Below are 24,930 nucleotides of genomic sequence, written 5' to 3' on the forward strand. Positions count from 1 at the left end.
CATTGATTTAAATTTTGATTACTCGCCAAACGGCAGAGTAATTTCGATTAACTCAACACCTGTGAGTGTCCACACAGATTTCTTGTTTAGATTGTTAAAGAGCATTTGACCTCGACTTTCGCGTTACCGCTCAGCGGGTCAGGGCTGCGTATTCTACGCATTTCCCGAGTTGCGTCAAGGCGTTTTTGCAAACTTCTTGAGGCTTTCGAATCAACTGCACATTTTGCATTCGATTCGCACTGATACTGCGGTTGCTTTCGCTGTCTGCCGTGTCAGTGGATGCGCATTATAGGCAGCAGAACTTTTTGTGCAACCCCTAAATTAAAGATAATTGGCTTTTTTACACTGTTCGTTGGATATTTGACCTGACCAGTCAGTTTTTAGCCTTTATAATGCGAAAAACCACTCAATTAGGGACTTTTTTATGTCAGGGCCACTCAGAACTTACCAAGGGATTCATCCACAACTCGGCGATAATGTGTATGTAGACCCAGCTTCGGTACTCGTTGGCGATATCGCTTTAGATACAGACGCCAGCATTTGGCCTATGGTGGCGGCGCGTGGTGACGTAAACCACATTAGTATTGGTAAGCGATCCAATGTGCAGGATGGCAGCATATTGCACGTGACCCGTAAATCCGCCTCTCGTCCTGACGGTCATCCATTGATCATTGGTGATGATGTGACGATTGGGCATAAGGCGATGCTGCATGGCTGCAAGGTTGGCAATCGTGTATTAGTGGGGATGGGCGCGATTATCCTCGATGGCGCCATATTAGAAGACGATGTGATTTTAGGTGCGGGTTCGTTAGTACCGCCAGGTAAGGTGCTGCAGAGCGGCTACTTATATGTCGGCAGCCCAGCAAAACAGGCGCGACCTTTAACCGAAGCGGAATTGAAGTTTTTACCTGAATCCGCGGATAACTATGTGCGCTTGAAAAACGAATACTTGGCAGAACCTCAGCCAGAGTAATGTTTCTATTAAATCAAGATGGCAGTATTTAAGCTGCCATCTTGCTTATGTTGTGCTTAGCCTATTGCGTTGTACTTAGCCTAAGTGTACTGCGCCAAACTCATCAAACTCTTCTGCTTCAATTAAGGCTTCCGCCATTTCTTCCGCATCGAATCGCACCGCATCAAATAGCGCTAACATGGCGGCCGCTTCATCGCTATTGGGCTGAGGCGAAAAGTCATTTAACTGCGCCAGCTTCTGCGCGCTGATATAGCACTTAATGTTCATTCCCTGCTGCTGGGCAATAAAGCAAATGTGTTTTTGGGTTTCATCCCAATGTTGCAGATCGGGGAATAAAATACTCTGATTCATCTTATCTTCCTCTTGAGCCTCTATTGCGCGTCAGCCTGTAGTTTGTCCCTGAGCAATTTAAGCACTCCTGAGGTATCTGGCTCGACGCCACGCCAGAGTGCAAAACTCTTCGCCGCTTGACCGACAAGCATACCCAATCCATCAATCACTTGCGCTGCGCCCTGTTGCAAAGCCCATTGATTAAATGCCGTTGGTTTAGCGCCATACATCATATCGTAGCAAGCCGTTTTGTTGCCTATGATGGACTGTGGTAGTGGCGGTAACTCTCCCGCTAGACTCGCTGAGGTCGAGTTAATCACTAAATCGAACTCTCCCGACAACTCTGGCATCGATACAGTCTGGAGTTTATCGCTGTAGCGCCCCTCTTGTACTTGGCTAAAAATATCCACTAAGGCCTGTGCCTTACTTTGGGTTCGGTTGGTGATAATCAATTGCCCCACTTCGGCCTTAAGCAATGGCAAGATACAGCCGCGCGCCGCACCACCGGCCCCCACCAAGAGTACCCGCTTATGCTGCAAACTGCCGAGATGGCGAACAAGATCGGCCACCAGCCCCAAACCATCGGTGTTATCACCATAAATAGTGCCATCGGCCAATAAACTTAGGGTATTGACCGCACCCGCCAGCGTCGCTTCGGCACTTAAGCTATCGCAGAGGACAAAGGCTTGCTCTTTAAAAGGCACTGTCACATTCGCGCCCTTTCCTCCCGCCTGAAAAAATGCTCGTAAACTCGCCTCAAAACCATCGATGGGCGCCAGAATCGCTTCATAACTCAAAGTCTGCTGTGTAAGAGACGCAAACTGTCCATGGATAAAGGGCGATTTACTGTGACCTATCGGATTGCCAAACACGGCATATCGTTCTGGCATAGTTACTGAGGGCATATCTGTCATCTGCGGGATTCTATTGGCTGTGAGTGGCTTGCAGTCTAACGTGCTTTTGAGCGGTAGCACAGCTTGATGGTGAGTCTAAGTTGTTGTACCTGACTTTGACCTCCTGTTTCGCAGTGGCATTCAGGCTATAATGCGCGCATCAATATTGTAGATGCAGTGCAGTTAGACCTATGAACTGGCTTAAAAAGATTTTTAGTAAACACACAAGCGTGCCGGATGACAGGGATCCGAATCAGTCTAATGCCTATGATTTAATTGGTGGCGACAAAGTGATCCGCGCAATTGCCAATTGTTTCTATCAGAAAATGGCAAGCTCGGAAGAAACACAAGCTTTATTCGCAATTCACCGTGCACCGATTGCGGAGTCGGAGCAGAAGCTCTATGAGTTTTTAAGTGGCTGGCTCGGCGGTCCGCAGTTATATCAGCAAAAATATGGACATCCCGCATTACGCGCACGCCATATGCCCTTCGCTGTAGATGAGACAATGCGGGATCAATGGCTATTTTGCATGAAGTTTGCCATTGAAAAACATATAAAAAAGCCAGAGCATCGCGCCGCTATCTATGAGGCGATTTCCACTCTGGCCGATCATATGCGTAATCAATAAAGTACGATTACGCGACTCATGTTAGCGTGCTTATACCCAATCTCGAGGTTTGAGGTAGTTATCGTAAAGATCTGCCTCAGGGCTACCCGCCTCTGGCGTATAAGCATATTGCCAGCGTACCAATGGCGGCATTGACATCAAAATAGACTCTGTGCGACCACCGGTTTGCAGGCCGAACAGGGTACCTCTGTCGTATACCAGATTGAACTCAACATAACGGCCGCGACGATACAATTGGAACTCACGCTCACGCTCACCATAGGGAGTTTCTTTACGGCGCTCAACAATCGGCGCATAAGCGGTTAAGAAGCCATTCCCCACCGCTTGCATAAAATCGAAACTCTTATCGAAGCCAGCTTGGTTCAAGTCATCGAAAAACAATCCGCCCACGCCGCGGGTTTCATTACGATGTGGCAGGAAGAAATACTCATCACACCACTTCTTATATTTAGAATATACGTCGTCGCCAAAGGGCAGACACAGATTTTTAGCGGTTTGATGCCATTCGCGTACGTCTTCCTCGAAAGGATAGTAAGGCGTTAAGTCGAAACCACCACCAAACCACCAAACGGGATCCGCGCCGTCTTTATGGGCAATAAAGAAACGCACGTTAGCATGGGTAGTTGGAATATAAGGATTTTTAGGGTGAATCACTAAAGACACGCCCATGGCCTCAAAACTACGACCCGCCAATTCTGGGCGATGAGCCGTTGCTGATGCGGGCATGGCCGCACCTGTTACATGGGAAAAGTTCACTCCGGCTTGCTCGAATACCGCACCTTGGGTTAAGACACGACTGGTGCCGCCACCGCCTTCGGTGCGCGTCCATGAATCGGCCGCAAAGCTTGCTTGCCCATCCAACTGCTCAAGACCCGCACAAATTCGATTCTGTAGATCGAGTAAAAATGCTTTTACCACTGTCGCATCTGGCACGCTCATCTGCTTTTATCCTTTGCGTTATAATCAGTTATTGCCCGTTACGTAATATCTTACCGCTGCGGGCATCAATAATGGTGGAAGGTTGACGCTGCTCGCCTAATGCCCCTAACACTAAGGCATCAATCTTACCCTCAAAGGCATTAAGAATTTCATCACCGCTCAGCGCAGGATTTTCGCCGGCTAAATTGGCGCTAGTCGAAACCAGTGGTTTACCTAAGGCTTGGCATAAAGCGCGCACTCCGTCATGGGCGGAAACGCGCACGGCGATAGAATCAAACTCACCACATAAATAGCGCGAAACATGCTGCTTAATCGGCATTACAAAGGTAAAGGGGCCTGGCCATTTAGAAAAAGCAAACTCGAGTTGCTCGACGCTCAACTGTGACTCATCGACATAATCCACTAACTGGGAAAACTCGCTCGCCACTAAGATAAGCCCCTTCTGCCAAGGACGTTGCTTTACCGCGAGTAATTTTTGGATGGCGGTGTCGTTGTCAGGATCGCAGCCTAAACCATAAACGGCTTCAGTGGGATAGGCGATAACGCCACCGTTTAGCACTATGTCTTTAATTTCAGATGGGTGCAGCTGTAACATCTTAATATCACCTTATGAATTGAATCGATTTCTACAAACACGTTTTGGCATTTTTAGCCCTTGGCCACCCCATCCGTGGTCGATGGGGAATTATACCCAAGGGTGTTTATACGACCAAATCTTTAGAGCCAGATCACACTAAAGCGCTCGTTTGTATTTACAGCTTTTTTGCGGACATTCTAAACGCATCCCCGCGGCCCCTTTACGCTCGACTAAAATACCAAAGCCACAACTCGGGCAAGTTTCGGCAACGGGAGGATAATTCACGATGAATTTGCATTTGGGATACGCACTGCAAGCATAAAAACTCTTACCAAAACGGCTGGTACGATGCTCAAGCTTGCCAGTTTTGCATTCGGGACATGCCACCTCAGGTTTATCGCTCTCCTGATCAGGCCTTTCTATGTGGGTACAACTGGGATATTGAGTGCAACCGATAAAAATACCAAAACGCCCCGATTTGACCGCCAGCTCATGGCCGCACTCGGGACACTTGGAGCCTTCAATCACTTGGGTTTCAATCGATTCATGCTGCACTAAGGGACGGGTATATTGGCAGGTGGGATAGTTGTTACAACCAATAAAACTCCCATGTTTGCTATGTTTTACCGACAACTCGCTGCCACACTCTGGGCATAGCTCGAATTCTTTTTCCAGCGCGTGCTCATGGGCACTAAATAGTTGTTCATCGATCTTAGACATAATCATTACCACCAGTCATTGCGTCTAATCCGCAGATAACTCACCACACAGGTATTAACAAGCTTATGGCATCAAAAAAGGAGGGCTAGCCTCCTTTCTCATTATTCATCACATCGCAACGCTTAAGAATGTAGCCGACCTTCTTCAGGCTGCTCAAAAATTAAATCTTCCATTTGCTCATAGGCGGACTCATGGCCGGGCGCATTAAAGAGCACCATCAGAATCACCCACTTAAGATCTTCGAGGATCAAGGCTGGCTCATCGAGTTCCATGACTCTGTCGATCACCATCTCACGGGTTTCGACATTCAGGACTTTCACTTGCTCTAAAAATAGCAGGAATCCACGGCATTCCACGTCCAGCTTTTCCATTTCTTCTTTGGTGTAAATCCGAAATGAATGCTGATCATGATTACACAGGTAAGGCTTATCCCCTTCCTGCAACTCAGCCAGACGCTCCAACCAAGTTAAGGCTTTCAAAATCTCTGACTGGTGAAAACCAGCACGAGTGAGTTCCTTGGTTAACTCGTCTTCATCCACTAACAGTTCAACTTCACTGTGAACATAGTTTTCAAATAGATACATGAGGATATCAAACATGGCTAGCTCCTCTTTACTCTGACGTAACCACCGGGTACTGCAACAACCCAACCTTGCAACTCAAGTTCAAGCATTTGTTCTAACACCAGATCTATCGTTTTCCCACTATGTTCGACTACAGCATCAATTGTTGTAGTTTCATAACCTACACTAGCTAACAGCGATGAAAATGGCAAATCACAAATCTCACCTTGCTGTATATGGTGGCGAGTGTTGACTTCTTCAAGGTGAAAAGCCGTCAAACTTACCAGCTCTTCCACTATATCGGCCGCACTCTCCACAAGTTTTGCCCCATCCCGCAATAAATCATGGCAGCCTTGATGAAAGCCGCCAAGAATCGAGCCAGGAACCGCAAAGACCTCACGCCCCTGCTCCATGGCCAACCTTGCGGTGATGAGTGAACCACTCTTACGGCAAGCCTCAACCACCAGCGTACCTAAAGAAAGACCGCTAATAATGCGGTTTCGTTTCGGGAAATTGCCCGCAAATGGCCCAATATCCGGCCAAAACTCGCTTATTATACAGCCTTGGTGCTGAATATCCTCATAAAGCTGCTTATGTCGACGTGGATAAATAATATCAATCCCAGTTCCGAGCACGGCAAGCGTTCTTCCTCCATGCTCAACACAGGCTTTATGGGCCGCGCCATCAATCCCCATCGCCATGCCGCTACAAATACTAAATCCTAGCGCGGACATCTCTCGAGCTAACTGATAAGCAACCTGTAATCCACCGGGAGATGCATTACGACTCCCTACTATCGCGAGCGATGGGAGCAACAGCGCCTCAACACAGCCTTTGATAAATAAGACGCTTGGAGGATCGGATAACTGTTTAAGTAATGGAGGATAAAGGGGATCGGTAAAACAAACGAGGTGATGTAGTTCGGACTGTTGTTGCCATTCGAGGGCTGCATCTACCCTTTGATAATCAATGACTAGGCTATGGAGTAGATTGTCAGACAAGGGGAGCGAGTGTCTCTCATGCTCCAATCTTTGCCTGAGGTCGTCCACATCCATGTGCGTTAATAATTGTTGTGTCCGAGCGGGTCCTAGCCCAGATACCGCATTAACAATTAACCAATCGACCAAATGTTCAGGGATTATTCACCTCTAAAGGCTAAGGAGTCTGGCGCAATTAATTTATCGTCGACACGAACAGAACGTTCAGTCGAGACAATCAAACCTAAGCTCGCTTTATCAAACACTTTAAAGACTAAGAGTTTGCCATGGTAAATATCGGGCATCTTGATGGCGCGATCTGACGACAGAGATGCCACCACATTGTCATAGGCGGTGCGCTCGGCCGTAGGTACAGGTTGACCATCGTTATTGATCACGATTTCTTCGCCATCGCGGTAAATAGAGAACACTTCACCAGGCTCAACACCATCCTGCGTGCCTTTATCTAAGTACACCACATTCAGCTTACCCGCCTCACGCATTTTCGATTCAATCGCCAGTACGGTCGCAGGTGTCTTAAGCTCTGCAGGTTTTGGCGTAAAATAGGCAGACATTAAGGCTTCATCTTCCATCGGCAACGCCCTAAAACCCGCCTTGGTTTCACGGTAGTTGCTGAGGATTTTTACCTTAGACACTTTGCCAGATTCGATAACTTGGCCAGTCGATGCCAGAATCGCTTCTTGTCCTAAGGCTTCTCCCGTTTGTTTATTGAAGAAGTCACGGCCGCGTTCATACATGCCCAGCTTTTGGTTTAAGGGCAGTTCGCTGTCGATATAAATCACATCGCCAACCACATGGTGACGTGAAGGGCTCTCACCCGCGAGCACCATAGGTTGCTGTGCAAACCAGTCGGCATCCACCACACGGTTTTGCACCAGATAGTTTTGGATTAACGCTAAGTCAACCGCAGGAACCGCATTGCTCTTAGCAATCACGCGCCCCTCAGGGGTTTTGCGAATATGGGGTTTTCCCTCGTTAGCGCCATTGCGCACTAATCTGGGTTGGCCATCGATAAAGACTAAAGTGAGCTGATCGCCGGGGTAAATTAAATGAGGGTTAGCAATCTGGGGGTTAACATCCCATAAACGTGGCCACTTCCAAGGGTCATTTAAAAAGGTTGCCGAGATATCCCACAGGGTATCGCCCTTCTTTACCACATATGACTCAGGATGCCCTGCTTTCAGCGTGAGAGTATCAGCGGAAACCAACGTGCAATTAAATGTCATTAACGCAAGTAAAATTAGCCGTTTCATGGTGCGGTCCATGTTGTTTAGCTCTTAAATCGAGCTTTTACTGTTATTGATAGGCACTAAAGATTAAAATTAGCCCATTAGCCTCAGTCAGTATAACCAACTGATTGAGATTTGACAGACTTGTTAAGAGTTTAAGTATGGCACTATTAAAAGTTTTACGCTTTCCCGATGAAAGATTGCGAACTCAAGCGACCCCGGTCACAGAGTTTACTGCTGAGTTGCAAACACAAATCGATGATATGTTCGATACCATGTACCAAGAAAAAGGCATTGGTCTGGCTGCGACCCAAGTCGACTATCATAAACAACTGATCGTGATGGATTTACAAGACGAGGTCGATCGCCCTAAAGTCTTTATCAATCCCGAAATTATTGCCAGTAGCGGTGATTTCTGTAACGAAGAAGGTTGTCTGTCAGTCCCAGGTATCTATGCCAAGGTCGACCGCGCCGAGTTTGTTACCGTTAAGGCACTGGATAGACACGGTAATGAATTCACCGTTGAAGCCGATGAGCTTTTTGCTATTTGTATTCAGCATGAAATGGATCACCTGAAAGGTAAGTTATTTGTCGATTACCTGTCGCCATTGAAGCGCCAACGCATCAAACAGAAACTTGAAAAAGCGGCCAGACAGGACGCCAAATAAGCATTAGGATCAGATTTGAAACCACTCAATATCATCTTCGCCGGAACACCGGATTTTGCCGCTCGCCATTTACAGGCGCTGATCAACTCACATCATAATGTGATTGCCGTCTACACTCAGCCGGACAGACCCGCAGGGCGCGGTAAAAAACTCACCGCCAGCCCAGTTAAAGAACTCGCAGTCAGCCACGACATTCCGGTTTATCAGCCAGGTTCACTGCGTAAAGAACCCGCGCAGCAAGAACTTGCCGCCCTCAACGCCGATATTATGGTGGTGGTCGCCTATGGCTTAATCCTGCCTAAAGTAGTGCTCGACACGCCGCGTTTAGGCTGTATTAATGTTCACGGTTCTATTCTGCCACGCTGGCGCGGCGCTGCGCCGATTCAACGCGCGTTATGGGCTGGCGATAAAGAAACCGGCGTGACTATCATGCAAATGGATGTCGGCCTAGATACAGGCGACATGCTACTGAAAACCTACTTGCCGATTGAAGATGATGATACTTCCGCCACCCTTTACGAGAAGTTAGCCCTGCAGGGGCCAGACGCGCTACTGCAAGCACTCGAAGGTTTAGCCAACGGCACGCTAACGGCCGAGAAACAAGATGAAGCCTTAGCGAACTACGCCGAAAAACTCAGTAAAGAAGAAGCGAGACTCGATTGGAGTAAATCTGCGACCCAGTTATGGCAAGAAGTGCGCGCCTTCAATCCTTGGCCTGTGAGCTATTTTGAGCACCAAGGCAATACCATCAAGGTGTGGCAGACCCAAGTCAGCACCACCAGCAGCAATGCCGCACCCGGCACTATTATCAGTGCCAGCAAAAAAGGCATTGAAGTCGCCACTGGCGATGGTGTGTTAACTCTGCTCAGTATGCAATTACCCGGTAAAAAACCACTCAGCGTGGCCGACATACTCAATGCCCGCGGCGATTGGTTTACCCCAAATACTCGTCTTAATAACGAGGCGCAATAATGATGAACTTGCGTGCACTGGCGGCCAAAGCCATCTTCGAAGTCTTAGAGAAAGGCGTATCACTTTCAGTTGCCCTGCCAGAACAGCAAAAGCATCTAGCAAGTGGTAAAGATAAAGCCCTGCTCGCAGAGCTCTGCTACGGCGTGATGCGCACTTTGCCGCAGATCGAAAAACGCGTGGCCGAGTGTTTGGCTAAGCCGCTGAAAGGTAAGCAAAGGATCATCCACCAGCTATTAATTGTTGGCTGTTATCAACTTTACTTCACTCGCATTCCAAGCCATGCCGCCATCTCAGAAACCGCCGAGGCCTGCCGTCAGTTAAAATTTGAGGGCATGGTAAAGGTCGTCAATGGCGTGCTGCGTAATATTCAGCGCCAATTAACGCCGCTAAGCACTGAGTCAGAGACCTTAAGCTACAACACGCCGGGCTGGTTAATTAAGCGTTTAAAAGCCGCTTATCCCGATAATTGGCAAGAGATAATCCAGCAAAGCCATGAGCGTCCACCAATGTGGCTACGTAACAATCGCCTCTCCCAAAGCCGCGATACATATCTTGCTGCCCTGAGTGAACTAGGGATAGAAGCCAGTGCGGGCCTCAGTGATGATGCCATACTGCTGGCCCATCCAAAGGATGTGGCGACATTGCCGCGCTTCCACGAAGGTGCGGCCTCGGTGCAAGATGGCGCCGCCCAATGGGCCGCAACCCTGCTGGCTCCACAAGCCAACGAACTGGTCCTCGATGCCTGTGCGGCACCGGGCGGCAAAAGCTGCCATTTACTCGAACTTGAGCCGAGCATCCAACTGGTCGCCGTCGATTTCGATGCTAAACGACTGGAACGCGTGCAACAGAACCTTGACCGTTTGTCATTAAAAGCGGAAGTTATTCATGGTGATGCAGCCAACATCGACTCATGGTGGCAGGGTGAACAGTTTGATCGTATCTTACTCGACGCACCTTGCTCAGCGACGGGCGTAATCCGCCGTCATCCCGATATCAAGTGGTTACGCAAAAACCATGACATCGAAGAACTGGCTGAGCTGCAAAGACAAATTCTCGATCACTGCTGGAAGTGGCTCAAACCCGGTGGCACACTCCTGTATGCAACTTGCTCTATTTTGCCGCAGGAAAATCGAGACCAAATTAGTGCATTTTTAGCCAGAACCGCAGATGCTAAGCTAGACACACTTGCCCAGCAGGCTTCAAGCCAAGATATAGGTTGGCAAATCACGCCGGGACAACACAACATGGATGGGTTTTATTACGCCCGTTTATTGAAAGCGACCCATTAGGAAGTAAGCAAGGCCATGAAAATTATCATATTAGGTGCGGGTCAAGTCGGGGGAACCTTGGCCGAAAATTTGGTGGGTGAAAACAACGATATCACCATAGTCGATAGCGACAAATCCAGATTACGCGCCCTGCAGGATAAATATGACCTTCGCGTCGTGGCGGGCCATGGTGCCCACCCCGATGTACTCAAAGAAGCAGGCGCCGAAGATGCTGACATGCTGATTGCTGTAACCAACAGCGATGAATGCAACATGGTCGCCTGCCAAATGGCCTACAGCCTATTTGGTACACCGACTAAAATCGCCCGTATTCGCTCCGAACCTTATCTGGCGATGCGCGATAAATTATTTATCGACAGTGAAACCAAAAATAGTGAGGGGCGCCCCCGCGGTGGTTTTGTGATCGATGAACTTATCGCACCTGAGCAGTTAGTGACCGCTTACATTCAACGTTTGGTTGAATATCCAGGGGCGCTGCAAGTGCTCGAATTTGCCGAAGGCCGTTTAAGTTTAGTTGCGGTTCGCGCCTATTACGGCGGCCCTTTAGTCGGTAATGCCTTGGCCGCGCTTCGCGAGCATATGCCAAATATTGATACCCGGGTGGCGGCGATTTTCCGCCAAGGTCGCCCTATCATGCCCCGCGGCACGACTATTATCGAAGCCGATGACGAAGTATTTTTCGTGGCCGACAGTCGCCATATCCGCGCGGTGATGAGTGAGATGCAAAAGCTAGATAACTCCTACCGCAATATCATGATTGCTGGCGGTGGTAACATAGGTTTAGGCCTGGCTAAACGCCTCGAACGCACCCACTCAGTCAAGCTGATTGAGCATAAGTTTGAACGCGCCGAAACGCTCTCTGAGCAGCTTGAAAACACTACAGTATTTTGTGGTGACGCCTCAGATCAAGAGTTGCTGCTCGAAGAACATATCGACCAAACTGACGTGTTTATTGCCGTCACCAACGACGATGAAGCCAATATCATGTCCGCCCTGCTCGCTAAGCGTATGGGGGCGAAAAAGGTGATGGTGCTGATCCAGCGCGAAGCCTATGTAGATATTGTGCAGGAAGCGAATATCGATATCGCGATTTCACCCCAGCAGGCGACGATTTCCGCCTTACTGACCCACATCCGCCAAGGCGATATCTGTAACGTGTATTCCTTACGCCGCGGCGCCGCCGAAGCGATTGAAGCCATTGCCCATGGCGACTCCAGCACTTCTAAGGTTGTTGGCAAGGCGATTGGCGATATCAAGCTGCCGCCGGGAACCACCATTGGCGCCATAGTGCGTAACGAAGAAGTGCTGATGGCCCACGACAAGACAGTGATAGAACAAGGGGATCACGTGATTCTGTTCCTCGTAAACAAAAAGTTTGTCGGCGAAGTCGAGAAACTGTTCCAACCTAGCGCCTTCTTCTTCTAAGTCATCATCTTATGCTGAACTTTAGACCGCTATTGTTTATTTTGGGGCTGTTTCTGTCGATGTTAACAGCCTTTATGTTAGCGCCCCTGCTCCTTGCCGTGTTCAACGGTGAGGAAACCGTGGGCGCTTTCATGCTGTCGGCTTTAGTCACTGGGATTTGCGCCAGCCTCTGTTTGCATAACGGCCAGAGCAAAACCATTAACCTCAATATTCGCGATATGTTTCTGCTCACCAGCCTCACTTGGCTGATCGTGAGCCTGTTTGCCGCCATGCCTTTTACCTTGTACCACGGCATTGGCTATACAGACGCCTTCTTCGAGACCATGTCCGGCATTACCACCACAGGTTCAACCGTGCTCTCGGGCTTAGATACTATGGACCACAGTATCTTAATCTGGCGTTCGCTGCTGCAATGGCTAGGCGGTATCGGCTTTATCGTGATGGCGGTGGCGATTCTGCCCTTCTTAAACGTCGGTGGTATGCGGCTGTTCCGCACCGAGTCATCGGATTGGAGCGATAAGGCAGTGCCCCGCACCCAAAACATGGCTAAGCATTTATTTTTTATCTATATCTTGCTGACCGTGATGTGCTGTGTTGCCTACCATCTTGCTGGTATGACTTGGTTTCAAGCCATTAACCATGCGATGACCACACTGTCGACGGGGGGCTATTCGACCTCAGATAACTCGATGGCGGCGTTTTCAAATTCGGCCCATTGGGTTGGCGTTGTGTTTATGGCGGCGGGTGGTTTACCTCTGCTGATGTTTGTGCAGATGATCCAGCAGCGAGACTTTACCGTCTGGAACGATGCTCAAGTCAAAGGCTTCTTGTTTTTCCTCACTTTTGTGTCTTGTTTTATTGGCTTGTGGCTGTGGCAAACGCGGGATATTGCCCTTATCGACGCTCTGCGCCTCTCCAGCTTTAACGTGGTTTCCGTGGTCACCACCACAGGTTATGGTTTAACTGACTACGGCGCCTGGGGCGCGTTTGCGAATATCGCGTTTTTATTCTTAATGTTTGTCGGCAGCTGCTCGGGCTCCACCTCTGGCGGGATTAAAATCTTCCGCTTCCAAATTGCCGGCGCCATTATGCGCGAGCAGTTAAAGCAGCAATGCCATCCCAATGGCATCTTCCGGGAGCGCTATAACAACCGTCTGATTAGTGAAGATATTGTGCGCTCACTGATCACCTTTGTGCTGCTGTTTATGTTTGTGATTGTTGGGCTTTCGGTGATTCTGGTGCTGACGGGACTCGATCCTATGACCAGCTTTACCGGCGCAATAACCGCAGTCACCAACGTTGGTCCTGGGCTTGGCCCCATCATTGGTCCAGCGGGTAACTTCTCGACGCTGCCCGATTTGGCTAAATGGGCGCTTTCTTTGGGTATGTTGCTCGGCCGCTTAGAGATTTTAACCGTGGCTGTACTGTTCCATCCCAGTTTTTGGAAATACTAGTCGTATCAGTCAAAAACTAAAAATGCGCTCACAGAGCGCATTTTTATTAGACGGGTTCAGTAACCTCGGCCAAGGTTAGCAGATGGTCGGCATAGACCTTCACATCTTCCCAGTCGGTATAATCGATCACCGCCTTAGGATCAGTTGGTCCTTTGGTGATTTTCATAATCAACTGGATCATCAGTCTGTCGTACCAGGGCCACGAGGGATAATCCACCTTACCGGCGATAATCTTCAAATCGGCGGGAGTCCAAGGTGATAAAGCAATGAATTTTTGCAGGTATTTGTTGTTCTCGGGGATGCGTTTCTCAGGGTTACGCGCCACCACGTTGACGCAGAAAAAGCTGTTTGGCAACGCACTTAAAGCCGGGGCATGTTGCTCTATAAACTGAAATACACTCTTATCGTAGGTACCATAGAGTACACAAGCCCCTAGCGCTACCAGTTGATAATCGGGCCAGTTAATCTTGGTTGCCGCCGCACTATTAATATCCACCAAGTCCACCTTGGCGCCACGCAGCGTGAGTTGCTGCGCAATCGCATTCGCTATCTTGGCCGTATGGCCACCACGGGTAAAATAAAGCACCAGAATGCGTGTCATGGGGTATTCCCGTTCAATTAAAATATGTCACCATTGTGGCAATCATTGGTTAAATAAACCCCTGATAGGATCACAAATCAGCGTTGTCTCATATTCTGAAATGCAAAAATTGAGATCTGAATTGCCGAGCAGTATGATTGCGTATAGAAATATGTTCAATTAGAATTATCTAATCAAAAGCGATAAAGTGAGTACCTTATGCAAAATGATATTGATGTAAATGCAATGGTAACTAATGCGGAAAGTGCGGCTAAATGGCTCAAAGCCATAGCGAATCCTTATCGCTTAATGATTTTGTGCCTATTGCTGGATAAAGAGCTGAGCGTAACCGAGCTGAATGCAACTGTGCCCTTGAGCCAGTCGGCGCTATCACAGCATTTGGCGGTGTTGCGAGCCGAAGACTTAGTCGATACCCGTAAGAGCTCGCAGATTGTGTATTACAAGCTTAAGAATGAGCAAGTCACCCAAGTGATTTCGATTCTCCACAGCCGTTACTGCGCCGTATAAATCGTGTCAGGCGGTAGCAATAAAGCCCTAGCAGAGACTGGGGCTTTATCATTTTTATAGCTTGCTAAAGTGTGTCCCAAAGGCTTCGACTTTACCCCAGTCGGTAAACTCGAAGGTGCCCTTCAGATCGGTTGGTCCCTTTGTCATCCACATGATAAAGCGGATCATAGTGCGGTCGAATAAACCGTATTTAGGGTAATCAATTTTGCCCGCAAACACCGCCAATTGCTGTGGCTGCCACAGGGATAATTTGAGGAACTTTTGCATGTAAGGATTGGTTTCTGGCGTGTTCTTTAATGGCTTACGTGCCACCACATTCACGGTAAAGAAGCCGTTGATTTTACTGTCCAGCACAGCATGATTGCGATTCACAAACTGGTAGAGATCGGGCCTATGTTTGCCATAGCGAATGCTCGCACCAATCAACACTTTATCGAAATCGGCAAGGCTTAAGGCTTCGGCCTGTTCTAAGCTCACTAACGACACTTGCTCACCCGCTTGTTCGGCAAGTGTTTTGATTTTGCGGCAGATTTCCAGTGTTTGACCATCAATTGTCGAATAGATGATTAGTGTCTGCATGTTAATCCCTCCAGAAAGTTGGCGTGAACAAAATCAGCAAGGTAAAGACTTCGAGGCGACCAAATAACATGGCTACCACTAGCACCCATTTAGCACCATCACCAATACTGGCGTAGTTACTTGCTACCTCCCCAAGACCCGGACCTAGGTTATTTAAGCAGGCCGCCGTGGCACTAAAGGCGGTAATATCATCTAGCCCCATAGCCATCAGCGCTAACATACACAGCACGAAGACTAAGGCATAGGCGGAGAAAAATCCCCACACGGCATCGACAACCCGGTCAGGCAGCGCCTTGGAGCCGATACGAATCGAGAACATCGCCTTAGGGTGAACGAGTCGTTTAAGTTCGCGTGAACCTTGCAACAGCAGCAGGATAACCCGGATCACCTTAATCCCGCCCGCAGTTGAGCCACCACAACCACCGATAAAGCTTGAGAAGATCAACAGAATAGGCAGGAACAGCGGCCACATATGGAAGCTTTCGGTACCAAAACCTGCGGTCGTCGCTACCGAAACCGCTTGGAATAAGGCGTGATCTAAGGTTTCTTCTGGCGAGTCATAAATCCCTGAGTGATAAAGGGTTAAGAAGCAAATCGCCGTTAGCACCAACTGAATCGCCACCAGCATCTTGAATTCTGTATCTCGAAAATAGACTCTAAAATTGATCCCGCGGCGCGAAAATGCCGCAAAGTGCACGCTAAAGTTCACCGCTGAGACAATCAAAAAGAACACACAAATCAGGTTGATCACTGAGCTGTCGAAGTATCCCATGCTGGCATCGTGGGTCGAAAAGCCCCCGATGGCGATGGTCGAAAACGAGTGACACACGGCATCGAATACGCTCATCCCCGCGAGCCAATAAGCGCCCGCACAGGCAATGGTTAGCAATAGATAGATGTACCATAACGCCTTGGCCGTTTCGGCAATCCTCGGCGTCATCTTACTGTCCTTCACTGGCCCCGGAATTTCGGCGCGATACAGCTGCATGCCCCCAACCCCAAGCACTGGCAGAATCGCTACGGCTAAAACGATGATCCCCATACCGCCGAGCCATTGCAGCATATGCCGATAAAACAGAATGGCCTTAGGCAAGGAGTCCAGTCCGACAATGACTGTTGCTCCCGTTGTGGTCAGTGCGGAGAAGGATTCGAAAAAACTGTCGGTCCAGCTGAGATCGGGTTGGCTTGAGAAGATGAAGGGTAAGGCACCGATGGAGCCAAGAACGGTCCAGAACAGGACCACAATCAGAAACCCCTCGCGGGTTCGCAATTCCTCTTTGCAGCGACGATTAGGGTACCAGAGCCAAAAACCGATAAATAAGCTGACAAAAAATGCCTGAATAAACGCTGTACCACCGCCATCGTTATACCAAATGGCGATTAAGGCTGGCGGCAGCATAGTGATGGAAAACAGGCCGATAAGCAGACCTATGATTCTTATTATGGTTTTGTATTGCATTCCGCTTGTTCAATTATTCCATTGGCTGCAAAGGTATTTTCAGCATTTTGCATATTTTGGCATAATTTACGCGGGCATCACAGCTCAAACTCTGCGCGCAGGCTGCCCTGACTCAAAGTTGCCAACGATTCATTCAATATGCCCTGCTGTTGTTTGCCTATTTCAAAATGGATATCAACGGCTTCGGCAAATTGCTTATCGATGATCACCGCCTCTAACTGCTGCAGTAGATGCTCAACATCCCTTAATTGGGTGTAATCACAATGCAGTTTTGCCGGATAACGTAATTGCTTCACTCGCGTCGGCAATTGCCCTAAACCTTGGCGTAATCCCGAGGTATAGGCACGCACTAAACCGCCTACGCCTAACTTAGTACCGCCATAGAAACGCACCACCACAGCACCGACTTCACCGAGATCTGCGCCCTGCAATACCGCGAGCATTGGACGACCTGCGCTGCCCGCAGGCTCTCCATCGTCACTCGAACCGATGGCAATGCTGTCGTTAGGCGCTCCAGCGATAAAGGCATAGCAGTAATGGCTGGCGCCGGGATAATCTCGCTTTATGTCAGTGAGTACTAACTTCAATTGTTCTAAACTCGTGCAATGAAATAGAAAAGAGATAAAGCGGCTATGCTTTATCTCTTCTTCTATCTGCACATTTTCACTCGGTATCAGGTAACTTTCGAGCACTCGCTCTCCCTAAACTCACGCTAAGCCCAGTTCGCGGGTCATGTTTTCGTTTCTATCTTGATGCACAATCACATTATCCTCGATACGAATGCCGCCGAAAGGTCGCAGCTCATCAACGGTGCGCCAATTGATCTGCTGGCCACGGCTATCTTGTTTTAGCTCATTGAGTAAAGTGTCGATAATGTACAAACCTGGCTCCATCGTTAGCACTTGGTTTGGCGCCAAAATGCGGGTGCAACGCAGGAACGGATGAGCCTCAGGTGCCGGAATATGGGTACCACGTTCATCGAAGGCAAAACCTCCCACATCATGCACTTGCAAACCTAACATATGGCCGAGTCCGTGGGGGAAGAAGGCGCTGGTAATGCCTTGGTCGACTAAACCTTGGGCATCGCCCGTGGCTAATTCAAAATCCAACAGCATTTGCGCGACTTTGCCATGGGTCGCCAAGTGTAAATCGGGATAACGCACACCCGGGCGCATCATATCGATCAGTTCGAGCTGCGCCTTGTTCATGGCAGTGATTAATTCATCGAAACGATTCTTCTCAAACGCGTAGGTACGAGTGATATCCGACGCATAGCCAAAGTAACTGGCACCCGCATCGATTAAAAAAGATAAGCGGCGCGCCGGATTTTGATGCTCGAGTGCAGTGTAATGCAAAATCGCCGCATTTTGGTTTAAGGCTATGATATTACCGTAGGGTACTTCGTTCTCGCCCTGTCCCACGGCAGATAAATACTGCTGCTGAATTTCAAACTCGCTCGCACCGTTATAGAAAGCATTTTTAGCCGCTAAATGCCCTTGCACTGCGATCTGGTTCGCACGGCGCATACATTCGAGTTCATATTCGGTTTTAGTAGTACGGTGGAAATGCAGATAACTCATCACAGAGTCAGGATTGCGACTAGTGAAACCCAGCACCTCAGCCACATCTAAATGCTCGCCCAAATACGCCCAGTTGGCGATATCGCTAGGCAATAGTTCGGCAACCTTATCGGCTTTAGTGAGTAACTTGATCTCAAAATGCTCGGTCCAGAACATCTCCGGCACGTTAGACACTTTATGCCAAAAATCCACTGGACGATAAAAAATCAGTTGCGGCTTATCGCGGCCGTTCACCACTAACCAGCAGTTAGGGTTATCCAACACGGGTAACCAAGCCTTGAAGTGGGGATTGGCTTTAAAAGGGTAATTAATGTCGTCCAAAAACATTCGATGCGGCTGACCCGAGTGGATCACTAAACCTGATAATGCTTCACGCGATACAATTTCAGCGACTCGACGATTAAGCTCGGCGATGTGGGCATGATAGTGATGAGCCAAGTGATCCATGTGTCATATCCTGTAATGAACGATAGTTAATAAAAAAACCGCAAATCTGACTAAAGCATACAGGCTCAGTGTTTTCCTTCGCTAACGCCCTATTACTTCGCAGGTTAGCAAATTCTCGATTTAAGCCTATGCTTTTAATTCTAAAAATAAAATTATCCATTTAGCCAGCGAGTAATACCGCTAAAGTACAAATTCCCACCACGTACTCTTTGGCGTAATCTGGCACTTCTACACTTTGTGCAGTGTATCACAAAGCTGAAAATTCACTCTAGCCGACAAGAAATTAAACAGTCGTTTAAATTGGGTGTTGTAATTTATCGAATTTCGAAGCACACTGGCACACAACTGGTCAAATGATGGCCGAAGCTGCTGTGAGATAGAGAGTCGTACTAACACCAACAGATAATGGTGGGTATCACTTTTAAGCCAAAAGGAAGCAAGCAATGATCTACCAAAGTCCTACAATTCAGGTTGAGTTACTCGAGGATAATATTGCCAAGCTGTGCTTTAACGCACCCGGTTCGGTGAACAAATTCGACAGAGAAACACTCGCCTCACTCGATGCCGCATTAGACAGCATTAAACAACAATCAAACATTCAGGCCTTAGTGCTGACCTCAGGTAAAGATACCTTTATCGTGGGTGCCGACATTACTGAATTTTTAGGCTTATTCGCACAGGATGATGCGGTACTGCTCTCTTGGGTTGAACAGGCCAACGCCGTATTCAACAAACTCGAAGATTTACCTTTCCCAACCGCTTCAGCGATTAAAGGTTTCGCCTTAGGCGGCGGTTGTGAAACTATTCTGGCAACGGATTTCCGTATCGCCGACACCACAGCCAAAATCGGTCTACCCGAAACCAAACTAGGTATTATCCCAGGCTTTGGTGGCACAGTACGTTTACCTCGTGTGATTGGTGCAGATAACGCTCTTGAGTGGATCACCACGGGTAAAGACCAACGTCCAGAAGATGCCTTAAAAGTAGGCGCGGTTGACGCCGTTGTTGCGCCAGAGGCTTTAGAAGCCGCTGCCATTCAAATGCTAAAAGATGCAGTAGCAGAAAAGCTTGATTGGCAAGCCCGTCGCCAACGTAAGATGTCACCACTGACCTTACCAAAACTCGAAGCCATGATGTCTTTCACTACGGCTAAAGGCATGGTGTTTGCGGTTGCAGGTAAACACTACCCAGCACCAATGGCGGCGGTCAGCGTTGTTGAACAAGCTGCGACCAAAGGCCGCAGCGACGCATTGCAAATTGAGCATCAAGCATTTATCAAGCTAGCGAAAACTGATGTTGCCAAGGCGTTGATCGGTATCTTCTTGAATGACCAATTAGTCAAAGGCAAGGCTAAGAAAGCTGGCAAACTCGCTAAAGAAGTGAAAAGCGCCGCCGTATTAGGTGCTGGTATCATGGGTGGCGGTATCGCTTACCAAAGCGCCAGCAAAGGCACGCCAATAGTGATGAAGGATATCGCTCAACCTGCATTAGATTTAGGTTTAGGCGAAGCCGCAAAACTATTATCTGCGCAAGTTGCTCGCGGCCGCTCTACCCCTGAAAAAATGGCTAAAGTGCTGAATAACATCACTCCAGCCTTAGACTATGCTCCAGTGAAACATGCTGACGTGGTTGTCGAAGCCGTCGTTGAGCATCCAAAAGTGAAGGCACAAGTTCTGGCGGAAGTTGAACAATACGTGAGTGAAGATGCGATTATCGCCTCTAACACGTCAACCATTTCAATCAACCTGCTCGCCAAGAGCATGAAGAAACCTGAGCGTTTCTGCGGTATGCACTTCTTCAATCCAGTGCACAAAATGCCATTGGTTGAAGTTATCCGTGGCGAGCACAGCTCAGAAGAAACCATCGCATCTGTTGTCGCCTACGCCAGCAAAATGGGTAAAACCCCTATCGTTGTTAACGATTGCCCTGGTTTCTTCGTTAACCGCGTACTCTTCCCTTACTTTGCTGGCTTTAACGGCCTGCTCGCCGAGGGGGGCGACTTTGCCGCTATCGATAAAGTGATGGAAAAGCAATTCGGCTGGCCAATGGGCCCAGCTTACCTGCTAGACGTTGTCGGCTTAGATACGGGTCACCACGCGCAAGCGGTAATGGCCGAAGGCTTCCCCGATCGTATGGGCAAATCCGGCAATGACGCGATTGACGTGATGTTCGAAAACAAACGTCTCGGTCAGAAGAATGGCAAAGGCTTCTACGCTTACTCTGTGGATAGCCGCGGTAAGCCAAAGAAAGATGTCGACCCAACCAGCTACGAGCTGCTGAAAGCCGCCTTTGGTGAGCAAAAAACATTCGATGCGGATGAAATCATCGCCCGCACTATGATCCCAATGATTATCGAAACTGTTCGCTGTTTAGAAGAAGGCATTGTGGCATCGCCTGCCGAAGCGGATATGGGCTTGGTCTATGGTTTAGGTTTCCCGCCATTCCGTGGTGGAGTATTCCGTTACTTAGATACTATGGGCGTAGCGAACTTTGTCGCCTTAGCTGACAAATACGCTCACTTAGGTGGTTTGTATCAAGTCACCGACGCCATGCGTGCCCTTGCAGCCAACAACGGTAGCTACTACCAAGCCTAATTAGCGGGAAAGGAATTTAATTATGAAACAAGCTGTTATCGTTGATTGCATTCGTACTCCTATGGGCCGTTCTAAGGCTGGGGTGTTCCGTAATGTACGTGCAGAAACTCTCTCTGCCGAATTAATGAAAGGTCTATTACTGCGTAACCCGCAATTAGATCCCAATACTATTGAAGACGTTATTTGGGGTTGCGTGCAGCAAACCCTAGAGCAAGGCTTCAACATTGCCCGTAACGCATCATTGCTGGCAGGTATCCCGAAAACCGCTGGCGCTGTGACAGTCAACCGCTTATGTGGTTCTTCAATGGAAGCCATCCACCAAGCCGCTCGCGCCATTATGACTGGCATGGGCGACACCTTTATCATCGGTGGTGTTGAACACATGGGTCACGTGCCCATGAACCATGGTGTGGACTTCCACCCTGGTTTAGCCAATAACGTCGCCAAAGCATCTGGCATGATGGGCTTAACCGCCGAGATGTTAGGTAAGCTTCACGGCATCAGCCGTGAGCAGCAAGATGCCTTTGCTGTACGTTCACACCAACGCGCTCACGCAGCCACAGTTGAAGGCCGCTTTGCCAAGGAAATCTATGGCATCGAAGGCCATGATGCTAGCGGCGCGCTGATTAAAGTGCTTCACGATGAAGTGATTCGCCCAGAAACCTCAATGGAATCATTAGCGGCGCTGCGCCCAGTATTCGACCCAGCCAACGGTACAGTTACTGCCGGTACCTCTTCAGCATTATCTGACGGTGCTTCGGCAATGTTAGTGATGGAAGAATCTAAAGCACGCGCTTTGGGTCTACCAATTCGTGCCCGTATCCGCTCAATGGCTGTTGCAGGTTGTGACGCGGCAATTATGGGTTACGGTCCAGTACCTGCAACTCAAAAAGCACTGGCCCGCGCAGGCATTACAGTCAATGATTTGGATGTTATCGAGCTGAACGAAGCATTCGCTGCTCAGTCTCTACCCTGCGTTAAAGACCTAGGTCTGCTCGATGTGGTAGAAGACAAGATTAACCTGAACGGTGGCGCTATCGCACTTGGCCATCCACTGGGCTGTTCTGGTGCGCGTATTTCGACGACGCTGATCAACCTGATGGAACACAAAGATGCGACCTTAGGTTTAGCGACTATGTGTATCGGTTTAGGCCAAGGTATTGCGACCGTTTTCGAACGCGTTTAATCCTTAACGATTCTTCCTTCAAAGCCGGACTCAGTTCCGGCTTTTTTATTTGCGATAGCGCCTTAATTATCTTCCTTTCTACTCAGCTTCAATTTGAAAATCAGGCAGTTTTCGACTTAACTTGATAAATATCCTTAATGCACTTCTCCGCATTTGACCGTCATTACGACACTGCTAAGAAGCATGGATGCGTTTCATTCTTTAGGCTACGAGAGGGATGTTCAATGCTGCAAACGGAACAAACGCTTTTCGAACAAATGCGGATCACTGAGCTTGAGATTGATTTTCGCAAGTCCTTGTTCTCTTTTACCTTAGCCGATGTCAGAGCGCTGCAATCCTTCAAACCTGTGATTGAAGAGAACATAGACAAAATCGTTGATGACTTTTACGGTCTACAAACCAGTGTGTCCGAGATTGCTCTGCTGATCGGTGACTCCGATACACTCGCTCGTTTACGTACCGCACAGAGACGCTATGTGCTCGATCTGTTTAATGGTGTGTACGATTTAGAGTACGTTAACAACCGCTTGCGGATTGGATTGGTACACAAGCGTATCGGCGTCGAACCTAAACTCTACCTTTCTGCCGTCCATACTCTAAAAGAACTGATTTATGCGGAGATTAATAACTCGGTTGCTGATGACTTGCAAAATGAACGCATTCGAGTCGCCATAGATAAACTTGTTCTCTTCGACGTCACCCTCGTCTTCGATACCTATATTCGAAGCCTAGTATCTGAAATTGAGAACGCCAAAGACAAGGCTGAACGTTACGCGCAAAGCATGGAAAGCAAAGTCAAAGAACGTACACAACAGCTCGAAGAATTATCTCAAACCGACCCGTTAACGGGGCTATTAAATGTGCGACATCTACAAGAAATTGGCACTCGGATTTTAAGAGCAGCACAGAGACGAGCCGAGCCGGTAAGCGTAATCTATTTAGATGTTGATGACTTTAAATCCTTTAATGATACCCAAGGCCACCGCTCTGGAGACGAAGTGCTTTGCGCCGTCGCGCAGGCCATCAAAGAAAGCACCCGCGTAGAGGATCATAGTTTTCGCTACGGTGGAGATGAGTTCTGCATCATCATGCCCAATTGTCGAGAAGACCAAGCTAGAGACAACTTCATCGAGCGCTTTAATCAAAACATTAAACTGCACCTAAACAACATCTCCCTCAGTTACGGAATTGTTGATACAGGCCCCTATGATTACGATGATGCCAATACCTTGATCCATAAAGCGGATCAAAAAATGTATAGCTATAAACGTGCTGCCAAGTTGCAGCAGCAAGGCACAGTATCGATGGCGGCAAATGATATAAAATCCGATATGCCTCAGTCCGCTTCTCAAGTGGGGACACCTCAAACGGCAATTCCGCCAACCATAGTGCATAACATTCAGCAACCTCAAGGAATAAACAAAGTTGCCGAGTAATAGAAATGTTCCACGTGAAACATTCTGCTAGCGGTAAATAAATCGGCAAGAGCAAATGCCTCGCCCCATCACAAATTCAACCCATCAACTTGGTTTATCCAAACCACTGGAGTAACATTAGCCAATTCTGTTTAACCGTTCACTAGAGGTCATATGAACGACGTTTTCTCAACCGCACAACACAAACTGGATGCTCTTGGTTTACGCTGCCCAGAACCGGTAATGATGGTGCGAAAGACGGTAAGACAAATGGCACAAGGTGAAACCTTGCTAATCATCGCAGATGATCCTGCGACTACACGTGATATTCCCAGCTTTTGTGAGTTTATGGACCACACACTGGTCGCCAGTGAAACCAGCCAAACTCCCTATCAATATTTGATTAAAAAGGGACTCTGAGTCTCTACATCGACATCAGGATAAGGACATCAAACATGCCGAAACTAGTTTCTATCGCCTACAAAACGGTTAAACGCGGGCCAATGAACGAAGTGCTATGCGCGAATGTCACCCAGCACAGCGGTGTCGAAAAAGATGTATTTGGTCGCCCAGGTAAACGGCAAGTCACGGTACTCTCGCTGCAACAGTGGCAAATTGCGTGTCAGAGCATAGATGCAAATTTACCTTGGACGACTCGCCGAGCAAACCTATTAGTCGATGGCTGTAGTTTTGGGGCGGCTGATGTGGGTAAGCAGCTGCGCATTGGTGATCTCTGCCTCGAAGTGACAGGTGAAACCGATCCCTGCAAGAAGATGGAACAGACTCATGCAGGCTTGGAATCCGCACTTACTCCCGATTGGCGAGGTGGCGTCACCTGCCGTGTCATCAATGACGCCATGATCCACATCGGCGATCCCGTGACATTAGACTAATCATACTTCG

Annotated in this window: 26 protein-coding genes; 13 read left to right on the forward strand and 13 right to left on the reverse strand. The window is 48.5% G+C overall.

Annotated features, from left to right (window positions below; all coding sequences use genetic code 11):
• Nucleotides 1-424: 424 nt before the first annotated feature.
• Entirely contained in the window at nucleotides 425-973 is a 549-nt protein-coding gene (locus tag M0415_RS19765) for a gamma carbonic anhydrase family protein (RefSeq protein WP_249552839.1), read from the forward strand.
• A gap of 75 nt (nucleotides 974-1,048) precedes the next feature.
• Here the strand turns inward: M0415_RS19765 and M0415_RS19770 are convergent, their stop codons facing one another.
• Nucleotides 1,049-1,324, reverse strand: coding sequence for a DUF1488 family protein (locus tag M0415_RS19770; RefSeq protein ID WP_011620874.1), 276 nt, complete (start codon nucleotides 1,322-1,324; stop codon nucleotides 1,049-1,051).
• A gap of 20 nt (nucleotides 1,325-1,344) precedes the next feature.
• Nucleotides 1,345-2,217, reverse strand: a complete 873-nt coding sequence (gene aroE / locus M0415_RS19775) for a shikimate dehydrogenase (RefSeq protein WP_249552837.1) — start codon at nucleotides 2,215-2,217, stop codon at nucleotides 1,345-1,347.
• A 170-nt stretch (nucleotides 2,218-2,387) separates the two neighbouring features.
• On the opposite strand from aroE, the gene M0415_RS19780 reads away from it, so the two are divergent.
• Entirely contained in the window at nucleotides 2,388-2,825 is a 438-nt protein-coding gene (locus tag M0415_RS19780; RefSeq protein ID WP_249552835.1) for a group II truncated hemoglobin, read from the forward strand.
• A gap of 30 nt (nucleotides 2,826-2,855) precedes the next feature.
• On the opposite strand, the gene hemF is transcribed toward M0415_RS19780, so the two are convergent.
• The 6 genes from hemF to M0415_RS19810 all read right to left on the reverse strand — a co-directional run bounded on the left by hemF (nucleotide 2,856) and on the right by M0415_RS19810 (nucleotide 7,887).
• Nucleotides 2,856-3,764, reverse strand: a complete 909-nt coding sequence (hemF, locus tag M0415_RS19785) for an oxygen-dependent coproporphyrinogen oxidase (RefSeq protein ID WP_220054307.1) — start codon at nucleotides 3,762-3,764, stop codon at nucleotides 2,856-2,858.
• 28 nt (nucleotides 3,765-3,792) lie between these two features.
• The gene (gene tsaC / locus M0415_RS19790; RefSeq protein ID WP_249552833.1) at nucleotides 3,793-4,359 is read right to left on the reverse strand and encodes an L-threonylcarbamoyladenylate synthase type 1 TsaC; all 567 of its coding nucleotides are present in this window, start codon (nucleotides 4,357-4,359) and stop codon (nucleotides 3,793-3,795) included.
• A gap of 138 nt (nucleotides 4,360-4,497) precedes the next feature.
• Complete coding sequence (locus M0415_RS19795) at nucleotides 4,498-5,061, reverse strand: DNA topoisomerase family protein (RefSeq protein ID WP_011620869.1); 564 nt, start codon at nucleotides 5,059-5,061, stop codon at nucleotides 4,498-4,500.
• A 122-nt stretch (nucleotides 5,062-5,183) separates the two neighbouring features.
• Nucleotides 5,184-5,660 carry a DUF494 family protein gene (locus tag M0415_RS19800; RefSeq protein WP_011620868.1) on the reverse strand — a complete coding sequence of 159 codons (477 nt, stop codon included), beginning with the start codon at nucleotides 5,658-5,660 and terminating at the stop codon, nucleotides 5,184-5,186.
• Nucleotides 5,661-5,662: 2 nt separating this feature from the next.
• Nucleotides 5,663-6,625, reverse strand: coding sequence for a DNA-processing protein DprA (gene dprA, locus M0415_RS19805; protein WP_502957023.1), 963 nt, complete (start codon nucleotides 6,623-6,625; stop codon nucleotides 5,663-5,665).
• A gap of 137 nt (nucleotides 6,626-6,762) precedes the next feature.
• The gene (locus M0415_RS19810; protein ID WP_220054305.1) at nucleotides 6,763-7,887 is read right to left on the reverse strand and encodes a LysM peptidoglycan-binding domain-containing protein; all 1,125 of its coding nucleotides are present in this window, start codon (nucleotides 7,885-7,887) and stop codon (nucleotides 6,763-6,765) included.
• Nucleotides 7,888-8,012: 125 nt separating this feature from the next.
• Between M0415_RS19810 and def the strand changes: the two genes are divergently transcribed.
• The 5 genes from def to M0415_RS19835 are packed head-to-tail and all read left to right on the forward strand — an operon-like array spanning nucleotide 8,013 to nucleotide 13,659.
• Complete coding sequence (gene def, locus M0415_RS19815) at nucleotides 8,013-8,519, forward strand: peptide deformylase (protein WP_249552829.1); 507 nt, start codon at nucleotides 8,013-8,015, stop codon at nucleotides 8,517-8,519.
• A 15-nt stretch (nucleotides 8,520-8,534) separates the two neighbouring features.
• Complete coding sequence (gene fmt / locus M0415_RS19820) at nucleotides 8,535-9,491, forward strand: methionyl-tRNA formyltransferase (RefSeq protein ID WP_220054304.1); 957 nt, start codon at nucleotides 8,535-8,537, stop codon at nucleotides 9,489-9,491.
• Between the two features lie 2 nt (nucleotides 9,492-9,493).
• The gene (rsmB, locus tag M0415_RS19825) at nucleotides 9,494-10,780 is read left to right on the forward strand and encodes a 16S rRNA (cytosine(967)-C(5))-methyltransferase RsmB (RefSeq protein WP_249556562.1); all 1,287 of its coding nucleotides are present in this window, start codon (nucleotides 9,494-9,496) and stop codon (nucleotides 10,778-10,780) included.
• 15 nt (nucleotides 10,781-10,795) lie between these two features.
• A complete protein-coding gene (gene trkA, locus M0415_RS19830) occupies nucleotides 10,796-12,205 on the forward strand; it encodes a Trk system potassium transporter TrkA (protein ID WP_011620862.1) in 1,410 nt (469 codons plus the stop codon).
• An 11-nt stretch (nucleotides 12,206-12,216) separates the two neighbouring features.
• Nucleotides 12,217-13,659 carry a TrkH family potassium uptake protein gene (locus tag M0415_RS19835; protein ID WP_249552827.1) on the forward strand — a complete coding sequence of 481 codons (1,443 nt, stop codon included), beginning with the start codon at nucleotides 12,217-12,219 and terminating at the stop codon, nucleotides 13,657-13,659.
• A 46-nt stretch (nucleotides 13,660-13,705) separates the two neighbouring features.
• Here the strand turns inward: M0415_RS19835 and hemG (M0415_RS19840) are convergent, their stop codons facing one another.
• Nucleotides 13,706-14,260, reverse strand: a complete 555-nt coding sequence (hemG, locus tag M0415_RS19840; RefSeq protein ID WP_249552825.1) for a menaquinone-dependent protoporphyrinogen IX dehydrogenase — start codon at nucleotides 14,258-14,260, stop codon at nucleotides 13,706-13,708.
• Between the two features lie 198 nt (nucleotides 14,261-14,458).
• Here hemG (M0415_RS19840) and M0415_RS19845 point away from each other — a divergent pair, with 198 nt between their 5' ends.
• Nucleotides 14,459-14,767, forward strand: coding sequence for an ArsR/SmtB family transcription factor (locus tag M0415_RS19845; protein WP_011715321.1), 309 nt, complete (start codon nucleotides 14,459-14,461; stop codon nucleotides 14,765-14,767).
• A 54-nt stretch (nucleotides 14,768-14,821) separates the two neighbouring features.
• On the opposite strand, the gene hemG (M0415_RS19850) is transcribed toward M0415_RS19845, so the two are convergent.
• The 4 genes from hemG (M0415_RS19850) to pepQ all read right to left on the reverse strand — a co-directional run bounded on the left by hemG (M0415_RS19850) (nucleotide 14,822) and on the right by pepQ (nucleotide 18,832).
• Entirely contained in the window at nucleotides 14,822-15,346 is a 525-nt protein-coding gene (gene hemG, locus M0415_RS19850; RefSeq protein ID WP_144376484.1) for a menaquinone-dependent protoporphyrinogen IX dehydrogenase, read from the reverse strand.
• Nucleotide 15,347: 1 nt separating this feature from the next.
• Nucleotides 15,348-16,805 carry a TrkH family potassium uptake protein gene (locus tag M0415_RS19855; RefSeq protein ID WP_011620857.1) on the reverse strand — a complete coding sequence of 486 codons (1,458 nt, stop codon included), beginning with the start codon at nucleotides 16,803-16,805 and terminating at the stop codon, nucleotides 15,348-15,350.
• Between the two features lie 77 nt (nucleotides 16,806-16,882).
• Nucleotides 16,883-17,497: a YigZ family protein gene (locus M0415_RS19860; protein WP_249552823.1), complete on the reverse strand. Its 615-nt coding sequence runs from the start codon at nucleotides 17,495-17,497 to the stop codon at nucleotides 16,883-16,885.
• A 15-nt stretch (nucleotides 17,498-17,512) separates the two neighbouring features.
• Nucleotides 17,513-18,832, reverse strand: coding sequence for a Xaa-Pro dipeptidase (gene pepQ / locus M0415_RS19865; RefSeq protein WP_249552821.1), 1,320 nt, complete (start codon nucleotides 18,830-18,832; stop codon nucleotides 17,513-17,515).
• Between the two features lie 443 nt (nucleotides 18,833-19,275).
• Here pepQ and fadB point away from each other — a divergent pair, with 443 nt between their 5' ends.
• The 5 genes from fadB to M0415_RS19890 all read left to right on the forward strand — a co-directional run bounded on the left by fadB (nucleotide 19,276) and on the right by M0415_RS19890 (nucleotide 24,920).
• On the forward strand, nucleotides 19,276-21,426 hold the full coding sequence (gene fadB, locus M0415_RS19870; protein WP_249552819.1) for a fatty acid oxidation complex subunit alpha FadB: 2,151 nt from the start codon (nucleotides 19,276-19,278) through the stop codon (nucleotides 21,424-21,426).
• A gap of 22 nt (nucleotides 21,427-21,448) precedes the next feature.
• Nucleotides 21,449-22,612 carry an acetyl-CoA C-acyltransferase FadA gene (fadA, locus tag M0415_RS19875; RefSeq protein WP_249552817.1) on the forward strand — a complete coding sequence of 388 codons (1,164 nt, stop codon included), beginning with the start codon at nucleotides 21,449-21,451 and terminating at the stop codon, nucleotides 22,610-22,612.
• Nucleotides 22,613-22,836: 224 nt separating this feature from the next.
• Nucleotides 22,837-24,048 carry a diguanylate cyclase domain-containing protein gene (locus M0415_RS19880; protein ID WP_249552814.1) on the forward strand — a complete coding sequence of 404 codons (1,212 nt, stop codon included), beginning with the start codon at nucleotides 22,837-22,839 and terminating at the stop codon, nucleotides 24,046-24,048.
• A gap of 153 nt (nucleotides 24,049-24,201) precedes the next feature.
• Complete coding sequence (tusA, locus tag M0415_RS19885; RefSeq protein WP_011715314.1) at nucleotides 24,202-24,447, forward strand: sulfurtransferase TusA; 246 nt, start codon at nucleotides 24,202-24,204, stop codon at nucleotides 24,445-24,447.
• 35 nt (nucleotides 24,448-24,482) lie between these two features.
• Entirely contained in the window at nucleotides 24,483-24,920 is a 438-nt protein-coding gene (locus M0415_RS19890; RefSeq protein WP_249552812.1) for an MOSC domain-containing protein, read from the forward strand.
• Nucleotides 24,921-24,930 lie beyond the last annotated feature (10 nt).

This window comes from Shewanella sp. 10B (assembly GCF_023475885.1).
Classification (GTDB): Bacteria; Pseudomonadota; Gammaproteobacteria; order Enterobacterales; family Shewanellaceae; genus Shewanella; species Shewanella mangrovisoli.